The 18,570-nt window shown below is 64.2% G+C and carries 16 protein-coding genes; 14 read left to right on the forward strand and 2 right to left on the reverse strand.

Annotation, left to right across the window (positions count from 1 at the left end; all coding sequences use genetic code 11):
* Positions 1-68 precede the first annotated feature (68 nt).
* Entirely contained in the window at positions 69-1,451 is a 1,383-nt protein-coding gene (cysS, locus tag ABS769_RS01180) for a cysteine--tRNA ligase (protein WP_317061019.1), read from the reverse strand.
* A 199-nt stretch (positions 1,452-1,650) separates the two neighbouring features.
* Between cysS and ABS769_RS01185 the strand changes: the two genes are divergently transcribed.
* The 14 genes from ABS769_RS01185 (at position 1,651) to ABS769_RS01250 (ending at position 16,208) form a co-directional block, all read left to right on the forward strand.
* Positions 1,651-2,151, forward strand: coding sequence for a hypothetical protein (locus ABS769_RS01185; protein ID WP_317061034.1), 501 nt, complete (start codon positions 1,651-1,653; stop codon positions 2,149-2,151).
* A gap of 312 nt (positions 2,152-2,463) precedes the next feature.
* Positions 2,464-3,483 carry an N-acetylornithine carbamoyltransferase gene (locus tag ABS769_RS01190; RefSeq protein WP_317061018.1) on the forward strand — a complete coding sequence of 340 codons (1,020 nt, stop codon included), beginning with the start codon at positions 2,464-2,466 and terminating at the stop codon, positions 3,481-3,483.
* Positions 3,480-3,950 (forward strand): OsmC family protein, encoded by a 471-nt coding sequence (locus ABS769_RS01195; protein WP_317061017.1) that lies wholly within the window; start codon positions 3,480-3,482, stop codon positions 3,948-3,950. Before ABS769_RS01190 ends, ABS769_RS01195 begins: the two co-directional genes overlap by 4 nt.
* Positions 3,951-3,981: 31 nt before the next feature.
* A complete protein-coding gene (locus ABS769_RS01200; RefSeq protein WP_317061016.1) occupies positions 3,982-5,175 on the forward strand; it encodes an argininosuccinate synthase in 1,194 nt (397 codons plus the stop codon).
* 233 nt (positions 5,176-5,408) lie between these two features.
* Complete coding sequence (locus ABS769_RS01205; RefSeq protein WP_317061015.1) at positions 5,409-6,509, forward strand: acetylornithine deacetylase; 1,101 nt, start codon at positions 5,409-5,411, stop codon at positions 6,507-6,509.
* A gap of 74 nt (positions 6,510-6,583) precedes the next feature.
* Entirely contained in the window at positions 6,584-7,927 is a 1,344-nt protein-coding gene (locus tag ABS769_RS01210) for an acetylglutamate kinase (protein ID WP_006449422.1), read from the forward strand.
* 5 nt (positions 7,928-7,932) lie between these two features.
* Positions 7,933-8,544, forward strand: a complete 612-nt coding sequence (locus tag ABS769_RS01215) for a GNAT family N-acetyltransferase (protein WP_317061014.1) — start codon at positions 7,933-7,935, stop codon at positions 8,542-8,544.
* Positions 8,541-9,488, forward strand: a complete 948-nt coding sequence (gene argC / locus ABS769_RS01220) for an N-acetyl-gamma-glutamyl-phosphate reductase (protein WP_317061013.1) — start codon at positions 8,541-8,543, stop codon at positions 9,486-9,488. Before ABS769_RS01215 ends, argC begins: the two co-directional genes overlap by 4 nt.
* Before the next feature lie 124 nt (positions 9,489-9,612).
* The gene (gene argH / locus ABS769_RS01225; protein WP_317061012.1) at positions 9,613-10,908 is read left to right on the forward strand and encodes an argininosuccinate lyase; all 1,296 of its coding nucleotides are present in this window, start codon (positions 9,613-9,615) and stop codon (positions 10,906-10,908) included.
* Positions 10,908-11,273, forward strand: coding sequence for a cupin domain-containing protein (locus ABS769_RS01230; RefSeq protein WP_167393494.1), 366 nt, complete (start codon positions 10,908-10,910; stop codon positions 11,271-11,273). Before argH ends, ABS769_RS01230 begins: the two co-directional genes overlap by 1 nt.
* Positions 11,273-11,533, forward strand: a complete 261-nt coding sequence (locus ABS769_RS01235; RefSeq protein WP_317061011.1) for a YciI family protein — start codon at positions 11,273-11,275, stop codon at positions 11,531-11,533. The genes ABS769_RS01230 and ABS769_RS01235 overlap by 1 nt, the downstream gene beginning before the upstream one ends.
* 13 nt (positions 11,534-11,546) lie before the next feature.
* Positions 11,547-12,701 (forward strand): glutamate 5-kinase, encoded by a 1,155-nt coding sequence (proB, locus tag ABS769_RS01240; protein ID WP_317061010.1) that lies wholly within the window; start codon positions 11,547-11,549, stop codon positions 12,699-12,701.
* 160 nt (positions 12,702-12,861) lie between these two features.
* Positions 12,862-14,106 (forward strand): glutamate-5-semialdehyde dehydrogenase, encoded by a 1,245-nt coding sequence (locus ABS769_RS01245; protein WP_317061009.1) that lies wholly within the window; start codon positions 12,862-12,864, stop codon positions 14,104-14,106.
* A gap of 188 nt (positions 14,107-14,294) precedes the next feature.
* On the forward strand, positions 14,295-16,208 hold the full coding sequence (locus tag ABS769_RS01250; RefSeq protein ID WP_317061008.1) for a CocE/NonD family hydrolase: 1,914 nt from the start codon (positions 14,295-14,297) through the stop codon (positions 16,206-16,208).
* 313 nt (positions 16,209-16,521) lie between these two features.
* On the opposite strand, the gene ABS769_RS01255 is transcribed toward ABS769_RS01250, so the two are convergent.
* Complete coding sequence (locus ABS769_RS01255; RefSeq protein WP_430544144.1) at positions 16,522-18,396, reverse strand: CocE/NonD family hydrolase; 1,875 nt, start codon at positions 18,394-18,396, stop codon at positions 16,522-16,524.
* Positions 18,397-18,570: the final 174 nt, after the last annotated feature.

Raw genomic sequence — 18,570 nt, forward strand, 5'->3', positions numbered from 1 at the left:
CTCATGTGGCTTCGCCCGTACCCTCATCCGGCGCTACGCGCCACCTTCTCCCGAAGGGAGAAGGGGGGTCATGCGTGCTTCCAGCGTACGCCCTGCGGGGTGTCTTCCAGCAAGATGCCTTCGTCGGCCAGTTGCTTGCGGATAGCGTCGGCGCGGGCGAAATCCTTGGCTTTCTTTGCGGCATTGCGCTCTTCGACCAGCGTGGTGATGCGCGCATCGTCGCCTGCATCGGTGCCGCGCGAGAACCATGCGGCGGGGTCTTGCTGTAGCAGTCCCAACGCTAGTCCGGCACCGAGCAGCTCGGACTTTCTTTGCGTTCCGCCGCCTCCGAGGATCGTCGTCTTGCGAGCTTCTGTGGCGATGCGAGCAAGCTCACTTAAGGCGAGTGGAGTATTGAGATCATCATTCAACGCATCTTCGACACTTTGCGGGATGCTCGGTTTGATATCTGGCTCGACATTGATGGAATCCAAGTAGCGCAACGTGCCATACAGTCGGTCCAGCGTGTTCTTGGCCTGTTCGATCAGGCCATCGGACCAGTCCAGCGGCTGCCGGTAATGCGCGCTCAGCAGGGCGTAGCGCAGCGCTTCGGGCGGGTGCCTGGCGATCAGGTCGTGCACGGTTTCGATGTTGCCCAGCGACTTGCTCATCTTGGCGCCGCTGAAATTGAGCATGCCGTTGTGCAGCCAGAACCGCGCAAAGGTCGCACCGCCATGCGCGCACTCGCTCTGCGCGATCTCGTTCTCGTGATGCGGGAACTGCAGGTCCACGCCGCCGGCATGGATGTCGATGGTCGGGCCCAGATGCGCGGCGGCCATCGCCGAGCATTCGATATGCCAGCCGGGGCGGCCACGGCCCCAGGGCGATTCCCAACCGGGCAGCTCGTCGCTGGAGGGTTTCCACAGCACGAAGTCGCCGGGGTCGCGCTTGTAGGGAGCCACATCCACGCGCGCACCGGCCAGCATCTCGTCCGGGTCGCGGCGAGAGAGCTTGCCGTAGTGTTCGAAGCTGGCCACCGCGAACAGCACATGGCCTTCGGCGGCATACGCATGCCCGTTGGCGATCAGCTGCTCGATCATCGCCACGATCTGTGGGATATGCGCGGTGGCTGCCGGTTCGATGTCCGGGGGGACCACGCCGAGCGCAGCCATGTCCTGGCGGTAGATCGCGGCGAAGCGATCGGTGATGGTCGAGATCGGCACGCCCTGCGCCTGGGCGGCGGCGTTGATCTTGTCGTCCACGTCGGTGATGTTGCGCGCGTAGCGCAGCGCGCCATAGCGCCGCCGCAGCAGTGCGGCCAGCACATCGAACACCACCGGGCCGCGGGCGTTGCCGATATGCGCGTAGTTGTAGACGGTGGGGCCGCACACATACAGGGTGGGGCTGGTGGGATCGAGCGGCGCGAACGGCTCGACCCGCCGCGTCAGGTTGTTGTACAGGCGCAGGCTCATCGGCATCTGGAAAAGGGTAACTGCACGATTCTAGCCGGTCGCGGCGGCTAGGCGAACCAGACCCCCAGGCGATGGCATGTCATGGCCGGCACTCGCAATCGGATGGGTTGCGTTCAGCCCCGGAGATCGCAAGCTCCATACACTTACGTACTGCCTGGCGACGCCTTCTCTGGTACTGATGCGACCTTCCCTGTTCTTCATGCTGCTGTGTGTGTTTGCCTGGCAGGCACTGGCGGCGCATGCGGCAGAGCCCGACCCCGAGAACCGGGTCGTGGTGATCGAGAACGTGAAGCTGGATTACGCGCAGGTGCTCAACGTGGAGCCGGTCTACCAGACCTTGCGCGCCACCCGCATCGAAGAACAGTGCGAGGCCGAGCAGATTGCGCCGGTCGCCGCCGCGCCTGCGGTAGATGACGAGGGCCGGATCAACCGGATGGTCGATTCGGTCAAGGAGATGTTTTCGCGCCGGCCCGAGCTGCCGTCTGCACCGGTGGCGGTGCCGCCGACCAGCACGCGGCGCAATTGCCGGGTGGTGGAAGTGCCGCGCGAGTTCCGGCGGCCGATCGCCTTCGATGTGGATTACGTCTACAAGGGCACCAAGTACCGTTCGCGGCTGCCGGAAGATCCGGGCAACCGGCTGCGTATCCGGGTCTCGGTGACCCCGTACATTCCCGACGCCATCGTCGCGCCGCCGCGATGACGCGCGCAGCGGTTGCGCAGTGCGCGCATGCATGCGAGGATTCGCGCCCTATGCACGCAAACGCCTTTCAGCACGACACCAGCGCCGCCCGGATGGCCTCCGGCATGACCTCGCGTGCCCGCCGACCGGAATCCCACATTTTCGCTGGGTGACCCGGGCGTGTTGCTGTCCGTTGTTGAAAACCCAGCCTCAAGGCTGGGTTTTTTCGTTTCAGGCGTCATAAAAGTTTCAACCGCAAGAAACGCGCATGTCGCGCACCCCGTCGCTCCTGGCGGACCACGCAGCAGAAGCACGCAGCACAAGGATCGATCGATGTCACTGAAGCACTTCTTGAACACCCAGGACTGGAGCCGCGCCGAACTGGATGCGCTGTTGACCCAGGCCGCGTTGTTCAAACGCAACAAGCTGGGAAGCGAGCTGAAGGGCAAATCGATCGCGCTGGTGTTCTTCAACCCGTCCATGCGCACCCGTACCAGCTTTGAGCTGGGCGCGTTCCAGCTGGGCGGGCATGCGGTGGTGCTGCAGCCGGGCAAGGATGCCTGGCCGATCGAGTTCAACCTGGGCACAGTCATGGACGGCGACACCGAAGAGCACATCGCCGAAGTGGCGCGGGTGCTGGGCCGATATGTCGACCTGATCGGCGTGCGTGCGTTTCCCAAGTTCGTCGACTGGTCCAAGGACCGCGAGGATCAGGTGCTCAAGAGCTTCGCCAAGTATTCGCCGGTGCCGGTGATCAACATGGAGACGATCACCCACCCGTGCCAGGAGCTGGCGCATGCGATGGCGTTGCAGGAACACTTCGGCACGCAGGATCTGCGCGGCAAGAAGTACGTGCTGACCTGGACCTATCACCCCAAGCCGTTGAACACCGCAGTGGCCAACTCGGCGCTGACCATCGCCACCCGCATGGGCATGGACGTGACCTTGTTGTGCCCGACGCCGGACTACATCCTGGATCCGCGCTACATGGATTGGGCGGCGCAGAACGTGGCCGAAAGCGGCGGCTCGTTGCAGGTCAGCCACGACATCGACAGCGCCTATGCCGGCGCCGATGTCGTCTACGCCAAGAGTTGGGGTGCGCTGCCGTTCTTCGGCAACTGGGAACCGGAAAAGCCGATCCGCGACCAGTACCAGCACTTCATCGTCGACGAACGCAAGATGGCGCTGACCAACAACGGCGTGTTCTCGCACTGCCTGCCGCTGCGTCGCAACGTCAAGGCCACCGACGCGGTGATGGATTCGCCCAACTGCATCGCCATCGATGAAGCCGAAAATCGCCTGCATGTGCAGAAGGCGATCATGGCCGCGCTCGCAGGGCAGGGCCGGGCATGAGCGGGCATGTCCATCGCTACGCGGCGCAGGTGATCTGGACCGGCGACCGCGGCGAAGGTACCCGCGACTACCGCAGCTACGGTCGCGAGCACGAGGTCGCCATCGCCGGCAAGCCGACCCTGGCCGGTTCGGCGGACCCTGCGTTCCGTGGCGACGCAGCGCGGCACAACCCCGAAGATCTGCTGGTGGCCTCGCTGTCGGCCTGCCACATGCTGTGGTATCTGCACCTGGCCGCCGAGGCCGGCGTCGTGGTGCGCGGCTACGTCGACGATGCAGCCGGCACGATGCTGACCGATGCTGGCGGCGGTCAATTCAGCGAGGTGGTGCTGCATCCTCTCGTCACGATTTCCGCCGGTGATCCGGCCACCGCCGAGGCGCTGCATCACGCCGCGCACGCAGCCTGTTTCATCGCCCGTTCGGTCAACTTTCCGGTGCGCTGCGAACCGCGCATCGTGGTCGCCGAGTGAGTTTTCTTTTCCCTTCCCCAGGATCTTCGTCATGAGCAGCAAAGATATCGTTCTCGCTTTCTCCGGTGGCCTCGACACCAGCTTCTGCATTCCGTATCTGCAGGAGCGTGGTTATGCGGTGCATACCGTGTTTGCCGACACCGGCGGTGTGGATGCCGAGGAGCGTGACTTCATCGAGAAGCGCGCCGCCGAGTTGGGCGCGGCCAGCCATGTCACCGTCGATGGTGGCCCGGCGATCTGGGAAGGCTTCGTCAAGCCGTTCGTGTGGGCGGGCGAGGGCTACCAGGGCCAGTACCCGTTGCTGGTGTCGGACCGTTACCTGATCGTCGATGCCGCGCTCAAGCGCGCCGAAGAGCTGGGCACGCGCATCATTGCGCACGGCTGCACCGGCATGGGCAACGACCAGGTGCGTTTCGACCTGGCGGTGAAGGCGCTGGGCGATTACCAGATCGTCGCGCCGATCCGCGAGATCCAGAAGGAACACACCCAGACCCGCGCTTACGAGCAGAAGTATCTGGAAGCGCGCGGCTTCGGCGTGCGCGCCAAGCAGCAGGCCTACACCATCAACGAGAACCTGCTGGGCCTGACCATGTCCGGCGGCGAAATCGACCGGTGGGAAGCGCCGGGCGAAGGTGCGCGTGGCTGGTGCGCACCGCGCAGTGCGTGGCCGACCGAAGCGTTGACGGTGACCTTGAAGTTCGTCGAAGGCGAGGCGGTGGAGCTGGACGGCAAGCCGCTGCCGGGCGCCAAGATCCTGGCCAAGCTCAATACCTTGTTTGCCCAGTACGGGGTGGGCCGCGGCGTGTACACCGGCGACACCGTGATCGGCCTGAAGGGCCGCATCGTGTTCGAGGCGCCGGGCCTGATCTCCCTGCTCACCGCGCACCGTGCGCTGGAAGATGCGGTGCTGACCAAGCAGCAGAACCGCTTCAAGCCGGACGTGGCGCGCAAGTGGGTGGAGCTGGTGTACGAGGGCTTCTATCACGACCCGCTCAAGACCGACATCGAGGCGTTCTTGCAGTCCTCGCAGTCCAAGGTCAATGGTGAAGTCACGCTGGAAACCCGCGGTGGTCGCGTCGATGCGGTGGCGGTGCGTTCGCCGCACCTGCTCAACACCAAGGGCGCGACCTATGCGCAGTCGGCCGACTGGGGCGTGGAAGAAGCCGAGGGGTTCATCAAGCTGTTCGGGATGAGTTCGACGTTGTATGCGCAGGTGAATCGCTGAGGTTTCGGGGCAGTTGCAAGGCCCCTCTCCCGTCGGGAGAGGGGTTGGGGTGAGGGTACGGAGCGAAGCCTGGTGCAATTGAACAGTGCGAGAGCTTCGCCCGCACCCTCATCCGCCCCTTTGGGGCACCTTCTCCCGGTGGGAGAAGGGTGGCTTCGATGAGATTCATGAGCTGTTTGCGTACCTTCCTTACTTCCGCTTAGCCGCTGCTTCGGACCTTTGATCGAACCAACATGACCGATCTACTCGCATCCACCCTCAAACACCTGGAAACGCTGGTGTCCTTCGACACCCGCAATCCGCCGCGTGCGATCGCTGCCGAGGGCGGCATCTTCGATTACTTGCGTGCGCAGCTGCCCGGTTTCCAGGTCGAGGTGATCGACCACGGTGCCGGCGCGGTGAGCCTGTATGCGGTGCGTGGAAAGCCCAACTACCTGTTCAACGTGCATCTGGACACGGTGCCGGATTCGCCGCACTGGAGTGCCGATCCGCACGTGATGCGGCGTACCGACGACCGTGTGATCGGGCTGGGTGTCTGCGATATCAAAGGTGCGGCGGCGGCGCTGGTGGCGGCGGCCAATGCCGGGCAGGGTGATGCGGCGTTTCTGTTTTCCTCCGACGAAGAAGCCAACGACCCGCGCTGCATCGCCGCGTTTCTGGCGCGTGGATTGCCGTATGAAGCGGTGCTGGTGGCCGAGCCGACCATGAGCGAGGCGGTGCTGGCGCATCGCGGGATCAGCTCGGTACTGATGCGTTTTGCCGGGCGTGCCGGGCATGCGTCGGGCAAGCAGGATCCGTCGGCAAGTGCCTTGCATCAGGCGATGCGCTGGGGCGGCAGGGCGCTGGATCATGTCGAGTCGCTGGCGCATGCGCGTTTCGGTGGCTTGACCGGCTTGCGCTTCAACATCGGTCGCGTCGATGGCGGCATCAAGGCCAACATGATCGCGCCGGCAGCCGAAGTGCGGTTCGGCTTTCGTCCGCTGCCGTCGATGGACGTGGATGGATTGCTGGCCACCTTCGCCGGATTTGCCGAGCCGGCTGCAGCGCAGGTCGAAGAAACCTTTCGCGGGCCGAGCCTGCCGTCCGGCGATATCGCGCGTGCAGAAGAACGCCGCCTGGCCGCGCGCGATGTAGCCGATGCGCTGGACTTGCCGATCGGCAACGCGGTGGACTTCTGGACCGAGGCCTCGCTGTTTTCGGCTGGTGGTTACACCGCTTTGGTGTATGGCCCCGGCGATATCGCACAGGCACACACCGCCGACGAATTCGTGACGCTTGCGCAGTTGCAGCGTTACGCCGAGTCGGTCCACCGCATCATCAACGGCGCGCACTGACCGCTTCCACTAACGGCTCGTACCAAAGCCGCATTCCGCGCCTGGCGCGGCCATTCCTCTTTTCGATCACGGCAATGTCCCTCTCCGCACAGCCCCACAAACAGACCCGCCAGACCATCGTGCGCCTGCTTTCGAGCATGGCCAGCGCCAAGGAAATCAGCCAGTACCTCAAGCGTTTTTCGCAGCTGGATGCCAAACGCTTTGCGGTGGTCAAGGTGGGCGGCGCGGTGCTGCGCGACGACCTGGACGCGCTGACCTCGTCGCTGTCGTTCCTGCAGGAGGTGGGGCTGACCCCGATCGTGCTGCATGGTGCCGGCCCGCAGCTGGATGCCGAACTCTCTGCAGCCGGCATCGAGAAGCGCACCGTCAACGGACTGCGGGTGACCTCGCCGGAAGCCCTGGCGATCGTGCGCAAGGTGTTCCAGGCCTCCAACCTCAAGCTGGTCGAAGCGCTGCAGCAGAACGGTGCGCGTGCGACCTCGATCACCGGCGGCGTGTTCGAAGCCGAGTATCTGGACCGCGACACCTATGGCCTGGTCGGTGAGGTCAAGGCGGTAAATCTGGCGCCGATCGAAGCGAGCCTGCAGGCCGGCTCGATCCCGGTGATCACAAGCCTGGGCGAGACGCCAAGCGGGCAGATCCTCAACGTCAACGCCGATTTTGCCGCCAACGAACTGGTGCAGGAACTGCAGCCGTACAAGATCATCTTCCTCACCGGCACCGGTGGCTTGCTGGATCCCGACGGCAAGGTGATCGATTCGATCAACCTGTCCACCGAGTTCGATCACCTGATGCAGCAGCCGTGGATCAATGGCGGCATGCGGGTCAAGATCGAGCAGATCAAGGATCTGCTCGATCGCCTGCCGCTGGAATCGTCGGTATCGATCACCCGGCCGGCGGATCTGGCCAAGGAGCTGTTCACGCACAAGGGCTCGGGTACGTTGGTGCGGCGTGGCGAGCGCGTGCTGCGTGCGACCTCGTGGGACGAACTGGATCTGCCGCGCCTGACCTCGCTGATCGAATCCAGTTTCGGCCGCACCCTGGTTCCCGATTACTTCAGCAACACCAAGTTGCTGCGCGCCTATGTCAGCGAGAACTACCGCGCCGCGGTGATCCTCACCGACGAGGGCATGCTGGGTGCAAGCGCGCTGATTTATCTGGACAAGTTTGCCGTGCTCGACGATGCGCAGGGCGAAGGCCTGGGCCGCGCGGTGTGGAATGTGATGCGCGAAGAAACCCCGCAGCTGTTCTGGCGCTCGCGTCATAACAACCAGGTCAACATTTTCTATTACGCCGAGTCCGACGGCTGCATCAAGCAGGAAAAGTGGAAGGTGTTCTGGTACGGGCTGGAGAACTTCGAGCAGATCCAGCACTGCGTGGCGCATTGCGCGACGCGTCAGCCGACGCTGCTGGGCTGAGCACGATGGCGCCCACCACCTTGCCACCACGCTGGCGCGATTTGCCGACGCTACGTGGGCAACACGCAACGCTGGAACCGCTGCAAGCTGCGCATGCCGACGGTCTGCGTAATGCGCTGGGCGACGGTGGCTTGTCGCGGCTGTGGTACACCGGCGTGCCGGCACCGACGCAGGTGGACGACTACGTGGGCGCGGCGTTGGCTGCGCAAGTCGACGGGCTGGTGCTGCCTTACGTGGTGCGCGATGCGGCCGGTGAGATCGTCGGCTGCACGCGCTATTACGGGCTGGATGCGACCGTGCCCAGGCTGTCGATCGGCTACACCTGGTACGCGCCGCGCGTGCAGCGCAGCGGCGTCAATACCGACACCAAGCTGCTGCTGTTGCAGCATGCCTTCGAAACGCTGGGCTGTTTGAGCGTGGTCTTCGAAACCAGTTGGTTCAATCACACCTCGCGCGCGGCAATCGCGCGGCTCGGGGCCAAGCAGGATGGCGTGCTGCGCAATCACACCCGCCACCCCGACGGCACACCGCGCGATACCGTGGTGTTCTCCATCATCGATACGGAATGGGCCGGGGTCAAACGCCACCTGCAGTTCCGCCTGGAAGCAAACGCATGACTGTTCAAACAACGATCGGCATCATCGGCGCCCGCGGGCATACCGGTTCGGAATTGATCAAGCTGGTGGTGGCGCATCCGCACCTGCGGCTGGTGTTCGTGTCCTCACGCGAGCTGGCCGGGCAGCCTGTGGCCGACTACAACGATGCGTATCAAGGTGAGTTGCGTTACGAGAGCCTGGATGCCGATGCGGTGGCCGCCAAGGCCGCCGATGTGGTGATCCTGGCGCTGCCCAACGGCAAGGCAGAGCCGTTTGTCGCTGCGATCGACGCCGCCCGGCCACAGACGCTGTTGATCGACCTGTCGGCCGATTACCGCTTCGATCCGGCCTGGTATTACGGGCTGCCGGAGTTGACGCGCGGAAAGTACGCCGGGCAGAAGCGCATCAGCAACCCGGGCTGCTATGCCACCGCGATGCAGCTGACGATCGCACCATTGCTCGATCAGCTGGCAGGCCCCCCACAATGCTTTGGCGTCTCTGGGTATTCCGGCGCGGGCACCACGCCCTCGGACAAGAACAACCCCGAGTTGCTGGCCGATAACCTGATGCCGTATGCGCTGACCAACCACATGCACGAGCGCGAAGTCTCTGCGCAGCTCGGCGTGCCGGTGGAGTTCATGCCGCATGTGGCGCCGCATTTCCGTGGCCTCACCATGACCGTCAACCTGTGGCTGCAGCAACCGCTCACACGCGAGCAGATCCAGGCGCGCTACGCGCAGCGTTATGCCGACGAGCCGCTGATCGAGATTGTCGATGAGGCGCCGTGGGTCAGCCGCATCGCCGGCAAGCATGGCGTGCAGGTCGGTGGCGTGACATTGGCGCCGGGCAACAAGCGCGTGGTGGTGGTGGCAACACTGGACAACCTGCTCAAGGGCGCGGCGACGCAGGCGATGCAGAATCTCAACCTGGCATTTGGCTGGGACGAATTGACTGCGATTCGTTGATGCGAGTCCCTCGCAAGAGCCCGCACATCCATGTGCGAGGATTCAAAGATGCGAGTCCCTCGCAGAAGCCCACACATCCATGTGCGGGGATTCAACTGGACGACTTATTTCGAGACGCTTTCCGATGACCAATCTGTTGTGGCAAAAACCCGGTGTGGCAGTGGACGCCAAGATCCAGCGCTTCCTGGCCGGCGACGACGTCATCCTGGACCGCGAGTTCTTCCTGCACGACATCGCTGCCAGCAAGGCGCATGCGCAGGGGCTGCAGCACATCGGGATCCTGTCGCTGCAGGAACTGGGCGGGCTGAGCGAGCAACTGGATCAGCTGGCCGATGATTTTCGCAGCGGCGCGTTCGTGCTCGATGCGCAATACGAAGATTGCCATTCGGCGATCGAGGCGCGCCTGACCGAGCGCCTGGGCGATGCCGGCCGCAAGATCCACACCGGACGCAGCCGCAACGACCAGATTCTGGTCGCCACGCGGCTATGGTTGAAGGACAAGCTGCAACGTGTGGCCGAGCTCAGCGCGGAGATCGCCAAAGTGGCGCTGGACCGCGCGCAGGCCGAGGCCGACCTGCCGGTGCCCGGCTACACGCATATCCAGCGTGCGGTGGTGTCGTCGGCCGGCATGTGGTGGGCGGGCTGGGCAGAAGCCTTTATCGACAATGCACTGCGCGCAACCGACACCTTGCGGTTGGTGGACAGCAATCCGCTCGGCACTGCGGCCGGTTACGGCGTCAATCTGCCGCTGGACCGTGCGCATACCACTGCCGAGCTCGGCTTTGCGCGCCTGCAGGTCTCGCCGATCTACGCACAGCTCTCGCGCGGCAAGTACGAACTGGCTGCGCTCGAAGCGTTGGGCAGCGCCACCCTGGATCTGCGTCGCATTGCCTGGGATCTGTCGTTGTTCACCAGCGGCGAATTCGCCTTCGTCGCGTTGCCGGCGCAATACACTACCGGCAGTTCGATCATGCCGAACAAGCGCAACCCCGACGTCATCGAACTGATGCGTGCCACCCATGCCAGCATTGCGGCAGCGCGGACCGAAATCGAACAGTTGTTGTCGCTGCCTTCGGGTTATCACCGCGATCTGCAGAGCAGCAAGGGCGCGATCGTGCACGGCTTCGGGCGCGGCCTGGCCGCGCTTGAACTGCTGCCGGCGTTGCTGGCCAATCTGGAATGGCGCCCGGACAAGCTGCGTGCGGCGATCGATTCGGGCATGTACGCCACCGATGTGGCGGTGGAAGCGGCCGTGGCCGGTGTGCCGTTCCGCGAGGCCTACAAGGCCGCAGCGGAATCGTCCGACACTGCAGGGCAGGGGCGCACGCCGGAAGGCAGCCTGGCCGCACGCGTCTCGCCAGGCGCCGCCGCGGATCTGCAGCTGGATCTCTTGCGTGCCCGTTGGGAGGCCCTGCGCTGATGGCCGTGATCAGCACCGAGACCGCAGAACACTATCCCTGGGGCGAAGCCTGCGAAGGCTGGCACCTGTTGCGCGACCCCAGCTTGAGCGTGCTCGAAGAACGCATGCCGCCAGGCGTTGCGGAGTCGCGTCATCGACATAGTCGCGCACGGCATTTTTTCTATGTGCTGGCCGGCGAAGTGATGCTGCAACTGGATGGCGCGCAGCACGTGCTCGGGGTTGGGCAGGGCCTGGACGTGCCGCCTGGCACCACGCACCAGATGCACAATCTGTCCGATGTCGAGGCGCGCTTTCTGGTGATCTCCGCACCGCATGGTCGCGACGATCGTGCACCCACGACAGCACGTGCGAAGGACGTCAGCTGATGACCACGCGCTATCTGGTGCTGGCGATGCGCAAGCAGGCTTTTCCCGCCGATGTAGTGCAGCCGCATCTGGATTTTCTCGCTGCATTGCGCGCGGCCGGGCAGCTCGAAATGACCGGTGGTTTCAGCGATCGCACTGGCGGTGCGTATGTGTTGGTCAACGTAAGCAGTCTGGAGGAGGCGCAGCAGATCGTTGCGCGCGATCCCTTGGTGCTGCGCGATGCCTCGACGTTGACCGTGTATGAGTGGAACACGCACTGAGCGTCTGGCTGCCATGACAACCCCTGCCGACATGCCTTCATTATTTACCGAGCAGCCGTTGCCGCCATGGCGGCGCGCGGTGCTCAAGGTCGGCAGCAGCCTGTTGGCCGCCGATGGTGGCGGCCTGTCGCCGCGGTTTGCGTTGGGCCTGGCGCAGTTCGTCTCGGCCAATCTGGCCGCAGGACGCGAGCTGGTGATCGTCTCTTCCGGTGCGGTGGCGGCAGGCCGCGCGATTCTGCCGAAAGCCGCCGAAGCCGGTGCACCGATCGCCGCGCGCCAGGCGCTGGCCGCATTGGGGCAAGCGCAATTGATCGCGCTGTGGCAGCGCTTTTTCGAACGTCCGGTGGCGCAGGTGCTGCTCACCCACGATGACCTGCGCAACCGCCGCCGGTATCTCAATGCGCGCGCCACCCTGGGCGAGTTGTTGCGGCTGGGTGCGTTGCCGGTGATCAACGAGAACGACACCGTCTCGGTGGACGAGCTCAAGCTGGGCGATAACGACAATCTCGCCGCGATCGTCGCCGCACTGGTCGATGCCGATGCGTTGTTCATCGCCACCGATATCGATGGCTTGTACAGCGCCGACCCGCGCAGCAATCCGTTGGCGCGTCCTCTCGATGAGGTGTCCGAACTCACCGCCGAGGTGCTGGCGATGGCCGGCGGCAGCGGCAGCAGTGTGGGCACCGGCGGCATGCGCACCAAGCTGGAAGCCGCCGCAAAAGCCGGTGCTGCCGGCATCGAAACCTATCTGTTCAACGGCCGCAGCAGCGAGGTGGTGCGCGGGCTTGCGCAAGATCGCCTGCGCGGCACGCGCATCCACCCTGCACGCACGCGCATCGCCGCCCGCAAATACTGGCTGCGCCACGCACCGGTGGAACCGGGCGCGATCCTGATCGATGCCGGTGCCGCGGCGGCGCTGGCTGGCAAGGGCGCATCGCTGCTACCGGGCGGTGTGGCCAACGCGCAAGGCGATTTCCGGCGCGGCGACATGGTGGAGATCCGCCTGCGCGACGCCGATGGCGAACGCTGCCTGGCACGCGGCGTCAGCCAGTATTCGGCAGTGGATATCCGCCGCATCGCGGGCCGTCATTCGCGCGAGATCGAAACCGTGCTCGGTTACAGCTATGGCGAGAATGTGGTGCATCGCGATGATCTGGTGCTGTTGTAGCGGGGATTGGGGAGTCGGGATTGGAGATTCGCAAAAACATCTGTACTGCGTTTCCCAAACGTTGCCTCTGTATCCCAACGACTGATTCCCTTGTGGTGATAAAACGGTGTCGCCTGCTTTTGCCAATCCCCAATCCCGACTCCCCAATCCCGGCCCCCAAATGACCATCAAAACCCTCGCCCTGCAATGCCGTGATGCCGCGCACGTGCTGTCGCAACTGTCGTCGTCTGCCAAACAGGCCTTGCTGGAGGCGATGGCCGCTGCGCTGGAACACGATGGGGCGGTGATCCTGGCGGCGAATGCGCGCGATCTGGAGGCGGCGCGCGAGAAGGGCGTGGGCACTGCGATGCTCGATCGTCTGGCGCTGGACACAAAGCGCCTGGACGGGATTGCCGCCGCATTGCGCGAGGTTGCGCAGTTGCCGGATCCGGTCGGGCAGATCACGCGCGAAGACGTGCGCCCCAATGGCATCGTCGTGCAGAAGGTGCGCGTGCCGCTGGGGGTGATCGCGATGATCTACGAGGCGCGCCCGAACGTGACCGCCGACGCCGCGGCGCTGTGCATCAAGGCTGGCAACGGGGTGATTCTGCGTGGCGGCTCGGAGGCGATTCACTCCAACACCGCGATTGCGCGGGCACTGCAGCGCGCCTTGCGTCAGGCCAATGTGCCGGAGGCCGCGTTGACGCTGGTCGAGGACCTGCGCCGCGAGACCATGCTGGAGCTGCTGCAGCTCAGCGATATCGTCGACCTGGCGATTCCGCGCGGCGGCGAGGGCCTGATCCGTTTTGTTGCCGAACACGCGCGCGTGCCGGTGATCAAGCATTACAAGGGCGTGTGCCATCTGTTCGTGGATGCCTCGGCCGACGTGGACCTGGCCGTACGTCTGTTGGTCGATGGCAAGGCCAGCCGACCGTCGGCCTGCAATTCGCTGGAGACCTTGCTGGTGCATGCAGACATCGCCGAGCGCTTTCTGCCGGCCGCCGCGCAAGCGTTGCGCGAACGCCATGTGGAGTTGCGTGGCGATGCAGCAACGCGTGCGCTGCTGCCCGATGTCGCGCCTGCCAGCGATGACGACTACGCCGCCGAATTTCTCGATCTGATCCTGGCGATCCGCGTGGTGCCGGATCTGGACACCGCGCTGGCGCATATTCGCCAGTACGGCTCGGACCACACCGAAGTGATCGCCACGCAGGACGCAGCCAATGCCGAACACTTCGTGCAATCGCTGCGCTCGGCCGTGGTGATGGTCAACGCGTCCTCGCGGTTTTCCGACGGCGGCGAGCTTGGGCTAGGCGCCGAAATCGGCATCTCCACTACGCGTCTGCATTCCTATGGCCCGATGGGCCTGGAAGCGCTCACGGTGGAGCGCTTTGTTGTGCGTGGAGAGGGGCAGGTGCGCCACTGATTGGCAACGGCGCAACGAAACGCAAGTCAGTTGCTGCCGAAAGCCGAACCGCGCACCGCGCGCCTGATCGCGCGCAATCTTGTCGCCATCTTTACCAGGTAACCCCGCAACCACGACCTTTGACACTCCCCCGGCAGGCCGCCGTCTGCCTACAGTCGACGACTGCCCCCGCACTTTCGGAGTCGTCGATGCGCCGTTTTGCCGCCTGCCTGCTCGCCACCGCCATTGCTGCCGCCACCGGTAGCGCACTGGCGCAAACCTCGCCGATGACGCCGGATATCACCGGCAAGCCGTTCGTGGCAGGCGACGCCGCCAACGACTACGTCAAACGCGAGGTGATGATCCCGATGCGCGACGGGGTCAAGCTGCATACGGTGATCGTGCTGCCCAAGGGCGCGCGCAACGCGCCGATCGTGCTCACGCGCACGCCGTACGACGCCAGCGGCCGCACCGAGCGTCTGGCCTCGCCGCATATGAAGGACCTGTTGTCTGCGGGCGATGACGTGTTCGTGGAAGGCGGCTATATCCGCGTGTTCCAGGATGTGCGCGGCAAGTACGGCTCGGAAGGCGAGTACGTGATGACCCGGCCGCTGCGTGGCGCGCTCAATCCCAGCGAGGTCGACCATGCCACCGATGCCTGGGACACCATCGATTGGCTGGTGAAAAACCTCAAGGAGTCCAACGGCAAGGTCGGCATGATCGGCTCGTCCTACGAAGGTTTCACCGTGGTGATGGCGCTGACCAATCCGCATCCGGCATTGAAGGTGGCCGCGCCGGAGAGCCCGATGATCGATGGCTGGATGGGCGACGACTGGTTCAATTACGGTGCGTTCCGCCAGGTCAATTTCGATTACTTCACCGGCCAGCTCAGCAAGCGCGGCAAGGGCACCGGCATCCCGCGTCAGGGGCACGACGATTACAGCAATTTCCTGCAGGCGGGCTCGGCCGGCGACTTCGCCAAGGCCGCCGGCCTGGAGCAGCTGCCGTGGTGGCACAAGCTCACCGAACACGCGGCTTACGACAACTTCTGGCAGGAGCAGGCGCTGGACAAGGTGATGGCACGCACGCCGTTGAAAGTGCCGACCATGTGGCTGCAGGGCCTGTGGGACCAGGAGGACATGTGGGGCGCCATCCATAGCTATGCGGCGATGGAGGCGCGCGACAAGCGCAATACGCTCAACTATCTGGTGATGGGGCCGTGGCGGCACAGCCAGGTCAATAGCGATGCCAGTTCACTGGGCGCACTGAATTTCGACGGCGATACCGCGCGCCAGTTCCGTCGCGATGTGCTGCGCCCGTTCTTCGATCAATACCTGGTCGATGGCGCGCCCAAGGCGAGCACACCGCCGGTGTTTATCTACAACACCGGCGAAAACCATTGGGACCGTCTGCAGGCCTGGCCGCGCAGTTGCGCCAAGGGCTGTGCCTCGACCAGCAAGCCGCTGTATCTGCAGGCCGGCGGCAAGCTATCGTTCCAGCAGCCGGCGGCGGGGCAGGTGGGCTTTGAGGAATACGTCTCCGACCCGGCCAAGCCGGTGCCGTTCGTGCCGCGGCCGGTGGATTTTGCCGATCGCAGCATGTGGACCACCTGGCTGGTGCAGGATCAGCGCTTCGTCGATGGCCGCCCGGACGTGCTGACCTTCGTCACCGAGCCGCTGACCGAGCCCTTGCAGATCGCCGGCGCACCGGAAGTGCATCTGCAGGCCTCCACCAGCGGCAGCGACAGCGATTGGGTGGTGAAGCTGATCGACGTGTATCCGGATGAGATGGCCTCCAACCCCAAGATGGGCGGTTACGAGCTGCCGGTGTCGCTGGCGATCTTCCGTGGCCGCTACCGCGAGAGTTTCAGCACGCCCAAGCCGCTGGCAGCCAACCAGCCGCTGGCGTTCCAGTTCGGCCTGCCGACGGCCAATCACACCTTCCAGCCCGGGCACCGGGTGATGGTGCAGGTGCAGTCCAGCCTGTTTCCGCTGTACGACCGCAACCCGCAGACCTATGTGCCGAATATCTTCTTCGCCAAGCCGGGCGATTACCGGAAAGCCACGCAGCGGGTTTACGTGACACCGGAGCAGCCCAGTTACATCAGTCTGCCGGTGCGATGAGTCGGCTAAGTCGTGTCTGGCTTCGACGTGTTTCGCGCTGCCAGAGAGCGACAGATCACTGCGCCGCCGCGCGATGTTGCAGTATCACGGTCCAATCTACCGCGTGGTCGGGTGTATGTGTGCGACCACGCGGGGTTCTGTATGCTTATCGTCGGCACTGCTGACTGCAGGGCACGCGGCTTTCCTGCATTTAGATGAGCTGCGCCCGCCAGCAGTGGCGCGTCTACCAGTGCCTGTGCCCAAGCGTGCTGCTGCTTCCATTCCTGGCCGCAATGCACGCAAGCGCGACGCCGTGAGCGCACGCGCTGCACCGTTAGCGCACTGGCAGGTCAATGTAGCTTGCGTTGCCAGGTGCCACGTAGATGCGCTGCGTCGCTTTGCGGTAATCCTCTGGCCTGGCGAAGAAGATATTCGGGACAAAGGTCTGCGGGTTGCGGTCATAGAGCGGAAACAGGCTGGACTGCACCTGCACCATCACCCGGTGTCCGGGCTGAAAGGTGTGATTAGCGGTGGGCAGGCCGAACTGATAGGTCAGCGGCTGGTTGGGCGCCAGCGGCTTGGGCGTGCTGAAACTCTCGCGGTAACGGCCACGGAAGATCGCCAGTGAGACTGGCAGTTCGTAGCCACCCATCTTCGGGTTCGCTGTCACCTGGTCCGGGTAGACATCGATCAGCTTGACGACCCAGTCGCTATCGCTGCCGCTGGTGGAGGCAGTGAGGTGGACCATGGGCGCACCTGCGATCCGCAAGGGTTGGCTGAGTGGCTCGGTGATGAAGGTCAGCACATCCGGGCGGCCCTTCATGAAACGTTGGTCCTGTACCAGCCAGGTGCCCCACTGGTCGCGATCGTCAAAGTGGAAAGGGCGCGGTGCAAACGGCACCGGCATGGCGGGGTCGGAGACATATTCTTCGAAGCCCGGCTGCCCGGCCGACGGTTTCTGGAGCGACAACTTGCCGCCCGCCTGCAGGTACAGCGGCTTGCTGGTCGATGCGCAGCCTTTTTCACAACTGCGCGGCCATTTCTGCAGCCGGTCCCAGTGATTTTCGCCGGTGTTGTAAATGAACACCGGTGGCGTCTCCGCCTTGGGCGCGCCGTCGACCAGGTATTGGTCGAAGAACGGGCGCAAGACATCGGCACGGAACTGCCTGGCAGTGTCGCCATTGAAACGAAGTTCACCGAGTGCGCTGCCGTCGTAATTGGCCTGGCTATGGCGCCATGGGCCCATCACCAGATAATTGAGCGTATTGCTTCTGTCGCGCGGCTCCATCGCTGCATAACTGTGGATCGCGCCCCACATGTCTTCCTGGTCCCACAGGCCTTGCACCCACATGGTCGGCACTTTCAACGGAGTACGCGCCATGACCTTGTCCAGCGCTTGCCCCTGCCAGAAGCTGTCGTAGGCCGGGTGTTCGGTGATCTTGCCCCACAGCGGGTACTTATCCAGCCCTGCGCTCTTGGCGTAGTCGTTGGCCGAGCCGGCGGCCAGGTAAGTGCTGTAGTCATCAGGAGCGCCGGCGGCGGGAGGCGGCGCGTTACCTGGCCCGGCGTTGCTGCCGGGTGGCGCAAAGATGAAGCCCATAAAGCCGAACATCACCTGGCGAAACGCGCCGTAGTTGAACCAGTCATCACCCATCCAGGTGTCGATCATCGGGCTTTCCGGCGCTGCGACCTTGAGCGCCGGGTGCGGATCGATCAGCGCCATCGTCACGGTAAAGCCTTCGTAGGATGAGCCGATCATGCCGACCTTGCCATTGGACTCTTTGACGTTCTTCACCAGCCAGTCGATGGTGTCCCAGGCATCGGTGGAGTGGTCGACCTCGCTGGGATTGAGCGGGCCGCGCAACGGCCGGTTCATCACGTAGTCGCCTTCCGAACCGCCTTTGCCGCGGATGTCCTGCATCACGCGGATGTAGCCGCCTTCCACGAACACGTCGTCGCCTTGGACGAGCATATCCTTCATGTGCGGTGAGATTGCGCGCTGGGTGCGTCGGTTGGCACCGAACGGCGTACGCGTGAGCAGCATCGGTGCGTGATGCGCGCCCTTGGGAAGCACGATGATGGTGTGCAGCTTGACCCCATCGCGCATCGGGATCATCACTTCGCGCTTGATGTAGTCGTTTTCCGCGCTGCTCGCGGTGCCCGCTGCTTCCGGCGGGTTGCTGTTGGCGGAAGGTCGGGTTGCCGCCATCTGTGCGGTTGCGATACCTGTGGCGGCAGTAATTGCCGTTGCGAGGAGACAAAAAGCGAGGCGGCGCATGGTTAATCCACAAGGAGCGGTAGATCTGGATCCTAGCCGCCACAACGACGCTTGATGCTTTCAACGCTTCGCCATCAGACCAGTCGCTTCCTCATCCAACCTGTA

The sequence above is a fragment of the Xanthomonas hortorum genome (genome assembly GCF_040279205.1).
GTDB lineage: Bacteria > Pseudomonadota > Gammaproteobacteria > Xanthomonadales > Xanthomonadaceae > Xanthomonas > Xanthomonas hortorum_F.